Annotated in this window: 18 protein-coding genes and 1 riboswitch; of the genes, 6 read left to right on the top strand and 12 right to left on the bottom strand. The window is 34.5% G+C overall.

Annotated elements, in window-relative coordinates:
• Positions 1–12 precede the first annotated feature (12 nt).
• On the bottom strand, positions 13–174 hold the full coding sequence (gene rpmH / locus GXM16_RS07480) for a 50S ribosomal protein L34 (RefSeq protein WP_008464848.1): 162 nt from the start codon (positions 172–174) through the stop codon (positions 13–15).
• A gap of 167 nt (positions 175–341) precedes the next feature.
• Here rpmH and GXM16_RS07475 point away from each other — a divergent pair, with 167 nt between their 5' ends.
• The gene (locus GXM16_RS07475) at positions 342–857 is read left to right on the top strand and encodes a DUF2892 domain-containing protein (RefSeq protein ID WP_163393780.1); all 516 of its coding nucleotides are present in this window, start codon (positions 342–344) and stop codon (positions 855–857) included.
• Positions 858–1054: 197 nt separating this feature from the next.
• Here the strand turns inward: GXM16_RS07475 and GXM16_RS07470 are convergent, their stop codons facing one another.
• Positions 1055–1714: an alpha/beta hydrolase gene (locus GXM16_RS07470; protein ID WP_163393779.1), complete on the bottom strand. Its 660-nt coding sequence runs from the start codon at positions 1712–1714 to the stop codon at positions 1055–1057.
• A 284-nt stretch (positions 1715–1998) separates the two neighbouring features.
• Here GXM16_RS07470 and GXM16_RS07465 point away from each other — a divergent pair, with 284 nt between their 5' ends.
• On the top strand, positions 1999–2283 hold the full coding sequence (locus GXM16_RS07465) for a GNAT family N-acetyltransferase (RefSeq protein ID WP_163394122.1): 285 nt from the start codon (positions 1999–2001) through the stop codon (positions 2281–2283).
• A gap of 88 nt (positions 2284–2371) precedes the next feature.
• Here the strand turns inward: GXM16_RS07465 and GXM16_RS07460 are convergent, their stop codons facing one another.
• The 8 genes from GXM16_RS07460 to GXM16_RS07425 all read right to left on the bottom strand — a co-directional run bounded on the left by GXM16_RS07460 (position 2372) and on the right by GXM16_RS07425 (position 10895).
• Positions 2372–3355: a T9SS type A sorting domain-containing protein gene (locus GXM16_RS07460; protein ID WP_163393778.1), complete on the bottom strand. Its 984-nt coding sequence runs from the start codon at positions 3353–3355 to the stop codon at positions 2372–2374.
• A gap of 53 nt (positions 3356–3408) precedes the next feature.
• Positions 3409–4461: a YncE family protein gene (locus GXM16_RS07455; protein WP_163393777.1), complete on the bottom strand. Its 1053-nt coding sequence runs from the start codon at positions 4459–4461 to the stop codon at positions 3409–3411.
• A 4-nt stretch (positions 4462–4465) separates the two neighbouring features.
• Positions 4466–6319 (bottom strand): TonB-dependent receptor plug domain-containing protein, encoded by a 1854-nt coding sequence (locus GXM16_RS07450; RefSeq protein ID WP_163393776.1) that lies wholly within the window; start codon positions 6317–6319, stop codon positions 4466–4468.
• Positions 6320–6347: 28 nt separating this feature from the next.
• Positions 6348–6579, bottom strand: a riboswitch (cobalamin riboswitch).
• 66 nt (positions 6580–6645) lie between these two features.
• Entirely contained in the window at positions 6646–7182 is a 537-nt protein-coding gene (gene cobC, locus GXM16_RS07445) for an alpha-ribazole phosphatase (RefSeq protein WP_163393775.1), read from the bottom strand.
• Positions 7167–7958 (bottom strand): adenosylcobinamide-GDP ribazoletransferase, encoded by a 792-nt coding sequence (locus GXM16_RS07440; RefSeq protein WP_163393774.1) that lies wholly within the window; start codon positions 7956–7958, stop codon positions 7167–7169. The genes cobC and GXM16_RS07440 overlap by 16 nt, the downstream gene beginning before the upstream one ends.
• A 54-nt stretch (positions 7959–8012) precedes the next feature.
• A complete protein-coding gene (gene cobT, locus GXM16_RS07435) occupies positions 8013–9692 on the bottom strand; it encodes a nicotinate-nucleotide--dimethylbenzimidazole phosphoribosyltransferase (RefSeq protein WP_163393773.1) in 1680 nt (559 codons plus the stop codon).
• A gap of 167 nt (positions 9693–9859) precedes the next feature.
• A complete protein-coding gene (gene cobU, locus GXM16_RS07430) occupies positions 9860–10369 on the bottom strand; it encodes a bifunctional adenosylcobinamide kinase/adenosylcobinamide-phosphate guanylyltransferase (RefSeq protein WP_163393772.1) in 510 nt (169 codons plus the stop codon).
• A 163-nt stretch (positions 10370–10532) separates the two neighbouring features.
• Entirely contained in the window at positions 10533–10895 is a 363-nt protein-coding gene (locus GXM16_RS07425; protein WP_163393771.1) for a C1orf53 family protein, read from the bottom strand.
• Positions 10896–11043: 148 nt separating this feature from the next.
• Between GXM16_RS07425 and GXM16_RS07420 the strand changes: the two genes are divergently transcribed.
• Genes GXM16_RS07420 through GXM16_RS07410 form a run of 3 tightly spaced genes read left to right on the top strand, consistent with a single transcriptional unit; the run spans position 11044 to position 14011 of the window.
• Positions 11044–12186 carry an ABC transporter substrate-binding protein gene (locus GXM16_RS07420; RefSeq protein WP_163393770.1) on the top strand — a complete coding sequence of 381 codons (1143 nt, stop codon included), beginning with the start codon at positions 11044–11046 and terminating at the stop codon, positions 12184–12186.
• 1 nt (position 12187) lies between these two features.
• Entirely contained in the window at positions 12188–13216 is a 1029-nt protein-coding gene (locus tag GXM16_RS07415) for a FecCD family ABC transporter permease (RefSeq protein WP_229684290.1), read from the top strand.
• Between the two features lie 9 nt (positions 13217–13225).
• A complete protein-coding gene (locus GXM16_RS07410; protein ID WP_163393769.1) occupies positions 13226–14011 on the top strand; it encodes an ABC transporter ATP-binding protein in 786 nt (261 codons plus the stop codon).
• 131 nt (positions 14012–14142) lie between these two features.
• Here the strand turns inward: GXM16_RS07410 and GXM16_RS07405 are convergent, their stop codons facing one another.
• Together GXM16_RS07405 and GXM16_RS07400 are read right to left on the bottom strand one after the other, a co-directional pair.
• Positions 14143–14601 carry a tRNA (cytidine(34)-2'-O)-methyltransferase gene (locus GXM16_RS07405; protein ID WP_163393768.1) on the bottom strand — a complete coding sequence of 153 codons (459 nt, stop codon included), beginning with the start codon at positions 14599–14601 and terminating at the stop codon, positions 14143–14145.
• Between the two features lie 56 nt (positions 14602–14657).
• On the bottom strand, positions 14658–15239 hold the full coding sequence (locus GXM16_RS07400) for a pseudouridine synthase (protein ID WP_163393767.1): 582 nt from the start codon (positions 15237–15239) through the stop codon (positions 14658–14660).
• A gap of 143 nt (positions 15240–15382) precedes the next feature.
• On the opposite strand from GXM16_RS07400, the gene GXM16_RS07395 reads away from it, so the two are divergent.
• Positions 15383–15763 (top strand): hypothetical protein, encoded by a 381-nt coding sequence (locus GXM16_RS07395; protein WP_163393766.1) that lies wholly within the window; start codon positions 15383–15385, stop codon positions 15761–15763.
• The last annotated feature ends 89 nt before the right edge of the window (positions 15764–15852 follow it).

Raw genomic sequence — 15852 nt, 5'->3', positions numbered from 1 at the left:
CTTATACAAACATTATTTTTTGTGTCTAGGTTCGCTAGAAACAGTTAATTTATGTCTTCCTTTAGCTCTTCTACGCGCTAGAACTTTTCTTCCATTCGCAGAAGCCATTCTGTCCATAAATCCGTGCTTATTTCTTCTTTTTCTTTTCGATGGTTGAAACGTTCTTTTGCTCATTGCTTTGTATCTTTAAAAATGGTATCTATTAACTCTTTCTTGGTTTTGGATATCGTTGTTCAAAAACCGAGTGCAAATATACAAAGACTTTTTTTTCTGGCAAGTACTTTAATAAAAATATTTTTAATTCATTTTACTATATTTGCAGTCACAAATATACACCTATTATGTTTCATAAAAATATTAAACTTATTTTAGCCGGACTTCTTGTAGTCGCTGGCGTTTGGCAATTTACAGAGAGCAATATCGGGAATGGAATTTTCCTTATTTTGCTGACAGCTATTCCGGTTTTTTTATACTTTAAAAATGAATTCATCCTTTTAGCTTTCCTTAAATTAAGAAAACAAGACTTTGATGGGGCTAAAAAATGGCTGACATACATCAAAAATCCTGAAGCTGCATTAGTAAGAAAACAACAGGGATACTTTAATTACCTGCACGGAATTATGTTGTCTCAGACCAATATCAATCAGGCCGAAAAACATTTCAAAAAAGCAATCGAACTTGGTTTGTCAATGGATATGGATTTAGCTGTGGCAAAATTAAATCTCGCAGGAGTTGCTATGTCACGCCGAAGAAAACTCGAAGCAACTAATTTATTGAATGAAGCTAAAAAATTAGACAAGCAGGGAATGCTTAAAGAGCAGATCTCGATGATGAAGGAGCAGATGAAGAAAATCTAAATTCTTTAAAATATAATATTTGAAATCCCAAATTCCAATGTGAGTTTGGGATTTTTTTTAGGAGCTGTTTCCTATCCGCTTGTATCTTATATGGCAAACCCCGCCATATAAGGATATCGATTCTATCAGGGCTGGAATAATCGGCAAAGATTAAATTATGGGAATTTAAATTAAAAAAAAGGAAATTTACTTCCTTTCTAATCCTCCAATATTATTGAAGGCAAATTCTCATTCAGCCATTTGTATTTATTCAGAATCATAATGTGTGTGCCGCCTTTAACAACAATACATTTATTGATATATTTTATAGGAAATACATCATCCTGATCACCATGGATGTGGATTACTTTCTCGTCTATTTGATTCCTGTTCCACAAAATAACAGATTCAACTGCCCATTGCAGATAACGAAGGTCACGGACAGCCAAAAATTTCTCGTATAATTTGATACGCTTATTGACCTTTTCTCCAAAAGAATATTTGGCAAGATTCTCAATATTCAAAATAAGCTTCATCGGAATGAGCTTGTAAGCCCTTGTAGTTTTCCCAACTCTCATTCTCCTTGGAAATTCAGCATTGCTTCTGACGCTCGAAATAATAATTACTTTTCGGACTTCGATATGTCTGGCCATTTCCTGAACCAGAATTCCGCCGAAAGAAACGCCAATTAAAACAGGATTTTCGTGTTTAATTTTTTTTGTGATTCGAAGAGCATAATCAGATAATGATTCCTGTGGATTTGGGATTTCCCATTCCAGCAGAATTGTTTCAAAAACGCTTTCATCTAATTTTATTCTTTCAAAAATGGTTGGACTGGCAGCTAATCCAGGCATAAAATAAACAGGAATCTTACTCATTTCCGGGGAGAGGTTTAAGTTTGAGTTAAATTTACCCCTTTTCCTAATATGTACAGCAAATCTTAAACTTAATTATAATAAAATTAGCAAACAATTATTATCTAAAATCATTCTGTATCTTTAAAAGAAATGTCTTGTATTGAAAATCAAATGATTATCTTTGTAGTCCGAATTCTTTACAGATAAATCCCTTGTTAAAGGATTTTATCTCATATTATTTTCACGTTCTTTTTCTAATATTTTTTATTAACCCCAAAAACATGATAAATATGGAACCTACCGTAATGGAAATTAAAGACAATACTTTTGCAAGACAATTTGAAGCCACAGTTCCTGAGGGCTTATTGAGTGTTGAATATTCATTTCAGGAAAAAAAGATTTTTTTGACTAAAATCAATACGCCGGAAAATTTTGAAAATCCGCTAATGATTGATACTCTGCTTAAAAATATAATGGATCTGAGTACTGAGAAAAAATTCAGGGTCGTTCCAATTCATCCAAAAATTGCTACTTTTTTTAGGAAAAATCCAAAATATAAGGAATTGCTTCCGCCTGGAATCAGAATTTAGTAATGCTAATAATGGTTCTATAAAACAATAAAAGGCTTTCGTGTATGAAAGCCTTTTCCAAAAAAACAATTTAAAAAAACAAAATTAACTAATTGATAATTATTTTCTTTATGATTTTTTTCTCCTCAATATTAATTTCAAAGAGGTAAGTTCCGGGGATTATATCTGAAACAATGATTTCGCTGTAATTTGCTTTGGGCAGTTTTTTTACAATTTTTCCGGTGATGTCAAAAATGTGAACACTACTTTCTTCATTACTGTTTATATAAACAATATCCGAAGCCGGATTTGGGTATAATGCAACAGAATTAATATTGAAGTCTTTGTTGCCTAAAGTTTTTTGATTAATTACGCCCACACCATTTAAATCAAAGCCTCCTGAGCCAAATGCTGTTGCATATGGTTCATTTATGATATTTCCTTTACTGTCATAAGAAGCATACAAAGGATTTATCGTCCCAATTACATCAATTATTTTAACGTGTGTTATATTATCTTTATCTAACAGTATATTGTCAGGAAGATCTGAAAGATCAAAAGGGGTTCCGTAACCGTTAATATATTTTCCTGCCAGATTATTAATATATCGGCAGTCGATTCCTGCAAAAGGGCCAACTTGCGTAGTTGTTTGAATTTCGCTGTGGGATGGGAATCTGAAAAAATTGATCCCGTCTGAACTTACTTCCACAAAAGCTAATTCTAAAAAAGCAAACCCCGGACCACCAGTTTTAAAACCATTTTCAAAAACGGCAAAATCAAATCCGGGACCATTGGCAATCGGAGTGTCAAATGTTAAGGTCGCACTTCCGCCATCACCCAGACAAACGATACCAGATCCTGATGTTCCGCCTTTCATTCCGTCTGCTGGTGTTCCGACATTAGCTAAAGGACTATTGGGAACCGCAATATCCTGAGGTCCTCTTACAACTGTAATTCCGGTTGCCCATCCTATAAAAACGGAACTGTTTTTTGCTATAGCTGTGCTGCCAGACTGATCTGCTGCAGGAGCATAAGATTGTGCAGAAATTAGCGATGATGTAAGCAATAAGGTAAATAGTAATTTTTTTATCATAAAAGAAATAATTTAAATGCCCTTACGATTTTGTTAGTAAGGGCATTTTAGTTTTAGTCGTTAAAGTAAAAACCGTTTGTTCCCACACCTGTTGTTAATTCTTTAAGTAGCGCTCCGCTTAAATCATAAATATAAGCTGAACCATCTTTAGTGAAAACTCCGTCAGCAATATAAATACGGTTGTTATTTACAGCAAATCCATATACATAGCCCGCAGGAGAAGTAACAATTGGAGTAGTTGAAGCTGTTGTTGCATTAGCATTGATTGCATAAACCGAACTTCCTACTGTATAATACACCTTGTTATCTTCGATATCCATAAAACCGGCTCCGTCTAAAGTTTCAGGGAAAGTAATTTTTGAAACCGATTTGTCAGATAATTTTACTTTTACAATTTCACTTCTGTTTGTGTAAGGACCTCTTAAAATGTATAAAAAGCCATTTTCTTCTTCAATACAATCAGCGTTTGAACCGATTTCTATTGGTGCTTCCAATTTTTTGGCAGCGATATCTACTACCAATAATCTGGTGCTTGTAACAGGTTCGGTAATATATAATTTGCCATTTTCTAAAACCAAACGATTACCGGTTGCATTCAGATCAATTTTAGATTCATATTTATTGGTTTTTAAGTCAATAATAGCAACGTAATCGTCCATATTGCCAGGGTCTGTAGCGGGAGCTCCCCAATCTGCATAAGAATTTGCATTGGTTACATACGCTTTTCCGTCTTTTACAACTCCATATCTAGGATTTTTAAGGCCGGTTTCTATTTTATCCACTAATTTAAAAGTATATCGGTTGACTACGTTAATTACGTCTGAACCTCCAGCAATGATATAAGCATTATCTTCATAAAAGAAAATATTCTGCGCATATTTTCCAAGTAAATCATCACCATTAACTGCCGTGTAAATATCTTTAGTGAAAACACTAAAATCTTCACTCAAAAAAGAAACAGTTCCCTGTCCTGAGCTTCCTTCATTCAAAATGAAAACCCCATTATCATAAATTCCTTGTGGTTCGTTTGAATCGCCATCGTCACTTGAACATGAAACAAATAGAGAGGCACTTAGTGCTATTAAAAATAATTTGCTAAACTTCATTATATTAAAATTTTAAGATTAAATACATATTAAAATTGCGACCCGGCATAGATCTGTTTTCAAGACTTTCGTAAGCTTCATTAAATAAATTCAGTACCTGGAAGCCTAATTTGAAAGAGTCAAAAAAATTAAAATCATAATCAATTCCGATGTTGGATATCATATAATCATTTATAATTTCATCAGGATCGTTATCGGCTCTTGTGTAAACAAATCCATTATATAAAAATTGATAATTGGCAGAAATTCTATTTCTTGAATAAGCAATTGCTGCTGTAGCTTTATCAAAAGGAACAAAAAAGAGCTGTTTTTTGGTGTTAATATTTTCAGAAATGGTATGTGCGTAGGTGACATTGACTGAAAAAATATTTTTACCAAATTGTTTTTTCCAGCTTAGTAAAGTTTCTGCTCCGTAGCTGTTCACATTGTCTGTGTTTTGAGGAGTCCAAATACCATTATTGCCTGGAACCCATTGTAGCAAGTCTTTTATTTTGATGTAATAAAAAGTCTGGGTTAGTGTGATATTGCTGAATGTAAATACATTTCCTATTTCAGCCTGATAGGAACTTTCAGGTTTTAAATCGCGATTTCCACCTGGTTCCCAATATAAATCATTAAAGGTCGGGATTCTGAAATTACGTGACAGATTCAATTTTAAATTGTACAATTGGCCAAACTGATAAGATGAGCCTAAAGAAAATAAAACAGGTGATTTGTAATTGTCTGTGAATTCTTTTCGAACACCAAATTCATTTATCCAACTAGTAGAAATATTTTGTTTTACCAATAAAGATGCCGAACTGATTTCACGGGTATTGGTTCCAAAACCGCTTCCTGTTCCTGTGGTTTTATTATAATCTACAATCCCGTTTATCTGAGTTGATTTAAATAGAGTATAACCAAAATCAGCTTTTGTAATTAAGCTCTCTGTTTTTCCGTAAGTGTAATCATTTATTGAATTATCCGCATAATACTGGTAGTTTTCAAATATGTAGGCTGTTTTGAGATTTGCGGTGAGTTTGCCAAAACTACCCACGTATTCTAATAAATTTCTATTGAAACCATTGATGTATTTACTTGGAGTTTCAGTTTCTGTAACTAAAGAAGTATTTCGGTCTGTATTGGATGTCTGAGTGTATAACTTAAGAATGTTCTTTGCATTCAGTTTGTAACCTAAATTGGCACTCATCGTAAAAATATTGTACTCACCATTTCGGTTCCAGCGCTGTTCGCCTTTCCACGTGTATTTATCTACATATTTATAATCATTGGTTGAACTGTTGTTTGAAATTCCAATTTGTGCGCTCCATTTTTTGTTGGAAATATTGGTTTTATAATTGATTCCAATTGTATTAAAACTTCCATAATCCAGTTTTAAATTATTCTCAAAACGATTATAAAAGTCCAAATCGTTATTTAAATGTACTGTCCCGCCAACAGCACCGCTGCCATAAATTACACTTCCACCTCCCGCTTTTACACTTACTGAATTATAATCAGTGCCTGAAATCGTATTGAAATCAGTGCTTCCGTTCATTTGAGAATTAATGTTGATTCCATTCCATATTACAGCTGTCTGAGAAGAAGTTGTTCCTCTGAAAGAAACCGTAGAAAGCATTCCACGACCATATTCCTTGAAATAAAGTGATGAATTAAAGTTTAATAAATCGGTTAATAAAGCCTCGTTTTTACTAATAATCGAATCATTGAGTTTTAAAACCGATTGGGAATCGGAGTATTTTTTAAGATTGGTATCAGAAACTAAAACCTCTTTTAATTTGGTAATAGAGTCATGCTGCGCCGAAATAATCTGGCACAAAAGCAGCAAGCAAAAAGTAAATCGTTTTTTAAAAATCATAATTTCTACACTCTTTTTCCCGAGAGTTCGATATTTGTTAAATAAGGCAGGTCTCCTGGCTTGCGTCTTGCTGTTTACCTTCCCATCAAGAAAATGACAGTGGTTTTGTAGATAACAGCAAACATTCTTAAAAAAGAACTAAGCTTACAGTTGCGGGTACAGCTCAAGATTTTTGGTTTTAAATAATTTAAAATCAGTAACTTGATTCCCTTTTAATGTGTTTTTGTAATTAAAACACAACCTTAATTGCGTGCAAAGATAAAGTTAAAAATATGTAAAAATCAAATTTGTTTTACTTTTTAAAAGAAATTCTAAACAAAAGGACTTTAAAAATCTATTTTGATAACCTGCCCAAAATCTACTTTATTTTGAAAAGCATTTTTCAAAGGAATTGAAGAATGATGGCATAAAAAGCTTCTGATAATGCCTGCATGAGCTACTATAATAACCGGATAATTTATTTTTTTTGATTTTTTTTCAGATAAAAAAACAGCAGTCCTTTCATGTAAATCAACAAAAGATTCGCCGTTTGATACCCGGATATTAACGAAATCTTCCATCCATGGATTAAGCTGTTCCTGTGGAATGTTATTCCAGTTTTTCATTTCCCAATCGCCAAAATTCATTTCCATGAGAAGTTTGTCTTCTTCATAAGAAATAGTTTTTATATTGTTCTGAATATATTTTGCCAAAGTAACACATCGCTTCAGCGGACTGGAAAAAATTATTGCTTCAGAGGGTAAATGGTTAAGGATTTTTTTAAAAACAGTATCAAAAGGTTCAGCGATATCGACATCTGACTGTCCATAGCAAATTCCTTTTTCACAGATCGTTTCGGTATGACGGACTAAATAAATTTCCATATCAAAAGAATACTTAAATAATAAACCGCTTCGCAAACCTGCTGTGCTGCACCGAGACAATCACCTGTGTAGCCGTCAATCCATTTTTGAAAATAACGCGCCAGAAAATAATGCGTTATGAAAACCGGAATTAGAACTAAAAGAATTTGATATTGAAAAAAGGAGTGTGCCAATAAAGGAAGTAATCCAAAGAAAAAAGAACCTAAAACTTCTTTCCAGCTATGCTTCTTTGCAATAGGCTTACTTTTACTGCTTGCATCATCTCGTGAGTATTCATGCGTAAAAATAATGCTGATGGCGGCCAGACGGCTTAAGGAATGAGCAGACACAAATAACAGAAAAATTTGCAGCCAGAAATTATTATTTGTAAAAAGTAAAACAGATTCAGATAGTAATTTGAATTTCAATAAAAAAAGCAAAACCAGACCAATCGCTCCGTAAGCACCAATGGCACTGTCTTTCATAATCATCAGAATTTTTTCTTTGGTCCAGCCTCCGCCAAAACCATCACAGACATCAGCAAAACCATCTTCATGAAAAGCTCCTGTTGTTAATATTGAAGCTATAATTCCTAAAATTACCGCAGTTTCTGCAGAAAGAAAAAGAGAAGAAATATAGAATGCAAGAAATGATATGCTTCCCACAATCCAGCCAATTAAAGGAAAATAACGTGTAGCTTTGTTTAAATATTCAGGATCGTGACTTATGTTTTTTGGACACGGAATCCGGGTATAAAACATTAGGCAGGTGAAGAAAATATGAAGTTCTTTTTTCATTTATAGAATATTTTAAAATTGAAATTTGCAATTGATATTGACATTGCAATTTGATCATTTCCTGCTGACTCCTGCACTTTCAAAACTCGCCATTTCGTTTAAAAAAGCTTCAGCAGATTTTAAAACAGGAAAAGCAACAGCACAGCCTGTTCCTTCTCCAAGTCGCAAATCTAAATTTAAAATTGGATTTGCCTGCAGATAATTCAATAATTTTTGATGTGCTTTTTCGGCAGAGCAGTGACAGAAAACAGCATTTTGAATGATAGCAGGATTTATTTTTGAAGCGATCAAAAAGGCAACACTGCAAATAAAACCATCAACCAAAATAATCATATTATTTTCGAAAGCCGTTAATATTCCGCTTGCCATTTGTATAATCTCAAAACCTCCAAAATAGGCGAGCTGTGGCATTAATTCTTTAGACCCAGAATAGTTTTTAATAGCTTTTTCAAGCAGCTTTTGCTTCTGAATCAATTTTTCATCAGCAACTCCGGTTCCTTTACCTACACACTCTTCAATTAGAAAACCAGTTAAAATACTCATCAGAACTGAAGCTGTTGAGGTATTCCCAATTCCCATTTCGCCAAAACCAATACAGTTAGAGCCTGTTTTTGCAATAGTTTCGACAATTTTTTTTCCTTTTTCTAAACATAACTGCAATTCAGTTTCGCTCATTGCCGGGGAGTGTAAAAAAGATTGTGTCCCTTTAGCGATTTTAGCATTAATCAATTTTGCATTTGTTGGGAAATCATAATTAATACCCGAATCTACAATGGAGAGTTTAATATCATGCTGATTGCAAAAAACATTAATCGCTGCACCGCCCTCCAGAAAATTATTAACCATTTGTCTGGTGACATCTTGCGGGTAAGCGCTGACACCATGATTTGCAATTCCGTGGTCAGCTGCAAAAACCACAATATTCGGCTTGATTATTTTGGGATTTAAGGTTTTAAAAACCGTTCCGATTTGAAAAGCGAGTGTTTCTAAAGTTCCCAAAGCTCCAACGGGTTTGGTTTTAGAATCTATTTTTTCCTGTAAAAGGCTCCTAAAATGTGTTTTGTCTTCAGTTTCAGGCTGAGGTTTTAAAACAAAATCTGAAACACAATTTTCAATAACATTTTTAATTTCTGTACAATCCGGGGCTTCCGATTTTTGTTTCCAGTGCAATTGCTGCAACATGGGCTGATTACCGTAATTAGTTGCCGGTTTTCCTATGCAGAAATAGCCCAGTGGCTCAATATTTTCGGGTAAATCAAGTATTTTTTTAAACTGATAATAATTCAAAATCGAAACCCAGCCCATTCCGTAACCTTGCTCTGTTAGCGAAAGCCAGATATTTTGAGCTGCACAAACCGAACTGAATTTTACCGCTTCATTACTGCCAATAGTTCCAATTGTAAACTGATTTAGTACAGATCGGTCATATGCAATGATAAGTCCAATTGGAGCTTCTTCAATCGCTTCGAGTTTCAGGGATTTATAAAGTTCTTTTTGTTCGGGATTATCAGTAAGTTCTTCAGCCTTTTTATTATAATCCAAAAACAGATTTTTAACGGCGCTTTTTACTTCTGCAGATTTTATGATGTAATATCTCGTGGCATCAGTTAGCCCCACAGATGGTGCCCAATGCCCTGCCTGCAAAGCTTTTTCAATCACCTCATCAGGAACTTCATCGGCTGTAAAGTGGCGTGTATCGCGGCGTGATTTTAATATATCGTCCAGACTGCTCATTTTCAAAAATCAATTACAATTACAATTTCAAAAATCAATTACAATGGCAAAATCAATTGTAATAATTCTGATATTTGAATTTATGTAAAGTTAAGACAGCGCTTTGAAATTTGGAATTTAAAAATCGAAATTCTTTATTTATATTGATTTTTGTCATTGAAATTTACCTAGCCTTTTATTTTGACAGGAATACCTGAAACCATCAGTACAACCTCATCGGCATTTGAAGCCAGAAACTGATTCATCCAGCCTTGCAGTTCGGTAAATTTTCTGCCAATATGAGTATCTGCATGTACGCCCATACCGATTTCATTTGTTACAATAATCAGGTTAGTATTGGGTTGACGTGCCATTTTTTCAAATTCGCTTTTTGCTTCTTTAAGTGATAATGAAACATCGTTTTTAGTGTCAACGAAAAAATTGGTCAGCCAAAGTGTTACGCAGTCAATCAAAGCCGTTTTTCCAGAGAAATCAATCTCACTCAAATATTTTTCTTTTTCAATATTCGTCCAGCGCTCATCACGCTCCTTTTGGTGGCGGTCAATTCTGTTCTGAAAATCATCATCCCATTTTCTGGACGTTGCCACATACATTGGTGTATTTGAAAGCTGCAAAGCGAGATTTTGAGCATAACTGCTTTTTCCGGATCTTTCGCCTCCGGTAATTAAGTAAATCATTTATTAATGTTTTGGGCGTTCCCTCCGGTCGGGCTATTCGTTTCAAGTCCTCGCAAAATTCCATTTCATTTCATTTTACTGTGGGCTTTCCACTACTATCCCTAACGCAAATGGTGCCTATGTTAATTTCGGCTAAAGTAGTAAGATTTATTTTTTCAGGAAATTAATAAGGACAATGACGACAAGCATTTCCGCAGCAGGTTCCTCTTTTTAAATGAAACCAGGTTTTAAAAACATAATTGCCATTCTCGATATAATAGTCAATATCTTCAATTATTTTTTCGGTTTTTGGTAAAGATATCGCTTTGTTTTTATGGGCTTTTTTAGGAGTAATAGTTTCAACATAAGCATCAATTTTGTCGATACAAGCTTCTTTAAAGCATTCCGGACAAAGACAATCTCCTCCTTTTGAGAGATTAAAAATAGGAGGGAAATCATTGCACCAGCAAGTATTTTCAGGAGAAATATTTCCGCACCCAAAAGAGGATTCACAGCTCGAACAAACTTTTGTTTTTATACTATTCATAATATGTAAAAAAGGGTTTGTTTAAATTTGTAAGAATAAAGGTAAATAAAAAAATATGTAAATTACGTTACCTTTGTCATTATTGATAAAGGCAGCAGCAATAACGAACAATAACGATGCCATATTCTTTGAAACAATACAACAATCTATGAAACAGTTATTTTCCAAATTTATTTTCATTGCTTCATTTTTTCTTCTTTCGGGATGTAAAAAGAATGAAAATATAGAAATCAAAAATTCCAAAATTCCTCAAAACAGTATCGGATATGCATCAGGTCTTTCAATAGTAAAACACGAAGGATACTCTGTGGTTACGGTTTCAAATCCCTGGCCAAATGCAGATAAAAGTTTTAAATACATTTTAAAAGAAAAAGATGCTGAAGTGCCTGATAGCCTAAACAATTATACAACAATTAAAGTTCCGCTGGAATCAATTGTAGTAACTTCGACAACCAATATTCCGTTTCTCGAAATGCTTGACGTAGAAAATAAGTTAACGGGTTTTCCACACACGGATTATATTTCTTCTGAAAAAACCAGAACTTTAATTGACAAAGGTTCCGTTAAAAATGTAGGGCAGAACGAAAAATTAAATATGGAACAATTAATAGAATTATCACCCGATCTTATTGTGACTTTTGGAGTAGACAATAATAATCCGATGCTGGATAATTTGAAAAAAAGTGGTCTAAATGTGCTGATTCAGGCAGACTGGATGGAGCAGTCTCCACTTGGAAAAGCCGAATGGATAAAACTTTACGGCGCTTTATTTGGTAAGGAAGACAAAGCGAAAGAATTGTTCGATAAAATTGTAACAAGTTACAATCAGGCGTTAAAATTAGTGGCTAAAAAACCCGCAGTATCAACAGTTTTATATGGTTCAATGTATGAAGATGTCTGGTATGTTGCCAAAGGTAACAGCTGGGTTGCCCAATTTATGAAAGATGCTCAGGCCAATTATTTGTGGTCAGATTTAAAAGGGACCGGAAGCGAAGGTTTGTCGTTTGAGAAAGTATTAGATAAAGCCAAAAACGCTAATTTCTGGATTGTCTCAGGCTCCTTTAGAACCTTAGACGAATTACAAAAAGCGAATCCACATTACAGCAAGTTTGACGCTTTTGCCAATAAATCGGTTTATTGTTTAGAAAGTAAGTTTGGTCCTACAGGCGGAACCATTTATTATGAAGTATCACCAAGCCGACCGGATTTGGTGCTGAAAGATTATATCAAAATTTTCCATCCGGATTTACTGCCGGGTTATGAGTTTACTTTTGCAACAAAACTGAATTAAATTGAGCAACAAAAAACGAAATACAATTTTATTTGCCATTTTGGCTGTAGGTCTGCTTTTAATGTTTTTTGCGAGCATTAGTCTTGGGTCTGTAAATATTCCGTTTAAAGATGTTTATACAAGTTTAACAGGCGGACAGGTCAGTAAATCAACCTGGGAGTATATTATAATTAATTACCGTTTACCAAAAGCGATTACAGCAGTTTTAGTTGGGACAGGGCTCTCTATAAGCGGTTTACTAATGCAGACGTTATTTAGGAATCCGCTGGCAGGGCCTTATGTTTTAGGATTGAGTTCTGGTGCAAGTTTGGGAGTTGCGTTTGTGATTTTGGGAGCAGGTTTTTTGCCTTATTTTTTAAAAGTAATCGCTTTGTCATCTTACGGAATTGTTTTGGCCTCTACTTTAGGAAGCACACTTGTTTTATTGTTGGTTTTGCTAGTTTCACAAAGGTTAAGAGATACCATGGCAATTTTGATTGTTGGCTTAATGTTCGGAAGCTTTACCACTGCAATAGTTAGTGTTTTGACTTATTTTAGTACGGCAGAGCAGCTTCAGAAATTTACTTTCTGGTCATTAGGAAATCTAGGAAACCTTTCCTGGAAATCAATTATAGTTTTAGCTGTCAGTGTAATTTTTGGTTTAGTTTTGAGTGCAGGCAGTATTAAGCCTTTAAACGCATTACTTCTGGGCGAAAATTATGCAAAAAGTATGGGCTTGAATTTAAGAAAAGCACGTTTAATCATTATTTTTGCAACCAGTATTTTAGCCGGAAGTATAACCGCTTTTGCTGGTCCAATTGCTTTTATAGGCCTTGCAGTTCCGCATATTGCAAAACTTACTTTTCAAACCAGTAATCATACGATTTTGTTTTGGAGTACATTGCTTTTTGGAGCCATTATTGTGCTATTCTGTGATATAGTCTCACAAATGCCGGGATTTGATGTAACGCTTCCCATAAATGCGATTACGTCTATAATTGGTGCTCCGGTTGTAATTTGGTTATTGGTGCGAAAAAATAACTTTAAGTAATTCAAATCAATGACAGAAAATAACACTATTCTTTCAACTTCAAATCTAAGTATTGGCTATAGGTCCAGGAAAGGAACTGTGGTTATTGCACAAGATTTAAATTTAACTTTTGATTCTGGAAAACTCATTGCTTTGATTGGTGCAAACGGAATAGGGAAGTCAACTTTGCTGAGAACAATCACAGGTATTCAAAAACCTTTGTCAGGAAGCGTTTTTCTGAATGATAAAAATATTTCAGATTATAAACCATTGGATTTGGCTCAGAACCTGAGTGTGGTTTTAACCGAGAAGCTGCCTCCAAGTAATCTCACAGTATTCGAATTGGTTGCTTTGGGACGTCAGCCTTATACGAATTGGGTTGGAACTTTAACAGAAACTGATATAGACAAAGTAAGGAAAGCGATGGAGCTGACGCAAATCGAACATTTAGCTTCGAAAAGGCATTTTGAAATCAGCGACGGACAATTGCAGAAAGTTTTAATTGCAAGGGCACTGGCACAAGACACACCTTTGATTATTTTAGACGAACCTACAACTCATCTTGATTTGCTACATAAGGTTTCACTATTCAAATTGCTGAAAAAGCTAACGAAGGAAACTCAAAAATGCATTTTGTTTTCGAGCCATGATATTGATCTGGCCATCCAGTTGAGTGATGAAATGATTATGATGACCCCGGAAATGGTAATGCAGGATGAACCGTGTAATTTAATCTCAAAAGGAGGCTTTAATGCTTTGTTTAAAGACGAACATATTGTTTTTGATGTTGAAAAAGGGAAGTTTATTGTGAGTTAAATTTGCAAGAGCTAATCCTGCTGTCCGCTATATCTTTTTCGCCGAACCCCGGCAAAAAAGGATGTCGCTTCCATCAGGGCTAGAAATCCTGTTCCAAACCAACTTTTCAATGAAAAGTAAACAAATAAAGATTAAACCTTTTTCAATCCAATCTGTCTCCTAGCTTCTCCGACCACAAAAGCAACGGAATTAGCAATATTAAAACTGCGAATCAGAGGAGACATCGGAATAGTCAGATGATTTTCGAATCTGGCCATAAATTCCTTGCTCAGCCCAACACTTTCTTTTCCGAACACCAGCCAGTCGCCATCCTGAAATACGTTTTCCAGATACGATTTATCAGAATGAGAACTCATCAGGAATACGCGCGATTTGTCCGGAATTTGCTGTATCCATTCTTCTGCATTTTGATATTCGGTGACATCAAGATGTACCCAGTAGTCCAATCCGGAACGCTTCAGGTTTTTGTCATTAATTACAAATCCGAAAGGATGAATTAAATGCAGCCTGCTTTCTGTGCCAACACATAAGCGGCCTATGTTTCCGGTATTATTTGGTATCTCCGGTTCTACAAGAACAATGTTTAGCATTTTTTTATAGTTAAATGTTAGAGGTTAAAAGTTAGAAGTTTTGAAATATCTAATTCTCAAATCGATTCATCATCTAATTGAAAAGAGGGAACTTCTAAAACTTCACCAGCTTTTAAGTCTTGCAAATATACATTTCCTATTCGAACGCGTACAAGTCTTAGAGTAGGAAAACCAACTGCAGATGTCATTTTTCGAACCTGTCGAAACTTTCCTTCATTAATGGTTATCGAAGCCCATGATGTCGGGCCGTGACGCTCATCCCTGATCTTTTTGGCTCTTGGGCCAAAATCAGGAATTTCAGTAACAATAAAAGCCTTACAGGGTTTCGTTTTATATTTACCACCTTCAAAACCTATTTCAACCCCTTTTTGAAGCTGTTCAATCGCTTCAGGAGTTATAATGCCGTCAACCTGAACATAATATTCCTTATCTACTTTTTTACTCCTGATTAGTTCACTTACTTTTCCATCAGTAGTGAGTAAAAGTAAACCTTCAGAATCTTCATCAAGTCTTCCGATTGCCATTGTCCCTTCAGGAAAATCATGCAATTCACCCAAAAGCTTTTTCTTTCTTTTCAATTCATAAATAAATTGACTAAGATAGCCGTAAGGTTTAAAAAGAAGGAAGTGACGATGCATATTTTATATTTTACTGCAAAGATAGTTTTGTTTTATCTTGATTGAAAATTATCGAAGAATAAACCCAAAGCAATGTTAAACCATTTAGTTTTAAAATTTAGAATTCGTAATATTATATAAGAAGAATATTTAAAATCAATGACATGGAAACGAATAATTTAGGATCAAAAAAGATAAACGGAGTACAAAAAGATATAGACGAATCTAAAGGGAAAAATATTTCACACGATGGAAATTCAGAAAATGCAAATTTAAAAAAAGAAGTAGTTGCCGATAAGCATGGAAATAAAACAGTTGTAGAAAGGGCTCGAAATGAGAATGAGGAAATTACAAAAGTAAAAGATGATGTGAGCCAGAGCAATGCCAATGCCAATCGTGGAGTTTCATCTGAAAAAGAAGCAAAAAAAACAGTTGAAAACAAAGACCGAAATTCAGATATTACGCCTAACCGTTATCCAAATTCTCATCCGGATAATCATCAGGACCGGGGTAACATGAAACTGGATGAAGATAAGAATGAATAATAAACTCATTTTATTGTTCTTTATTCCTAAATAACATTTGATTGTGAGAAAATCATAATCTTATTGTAAAGTCTGTTTTGGATAAGGTC

Origin of the sequence: Flavobacterium limi, from assembly GCF_010645075.1 — a bacterium.
In the GTDB taxonomy this organism is placed as follows: Bacteria; Bacteroidota; Bacteroidia; order Flavobacteriales; family Flavobacteriaceae; genus Flavobacterium; species Flavobacterium limi.
Note: the sequence above shows the minus strand (reverse complement) of the source record. Positions and strands in the feature narration are given on the sequence as shown.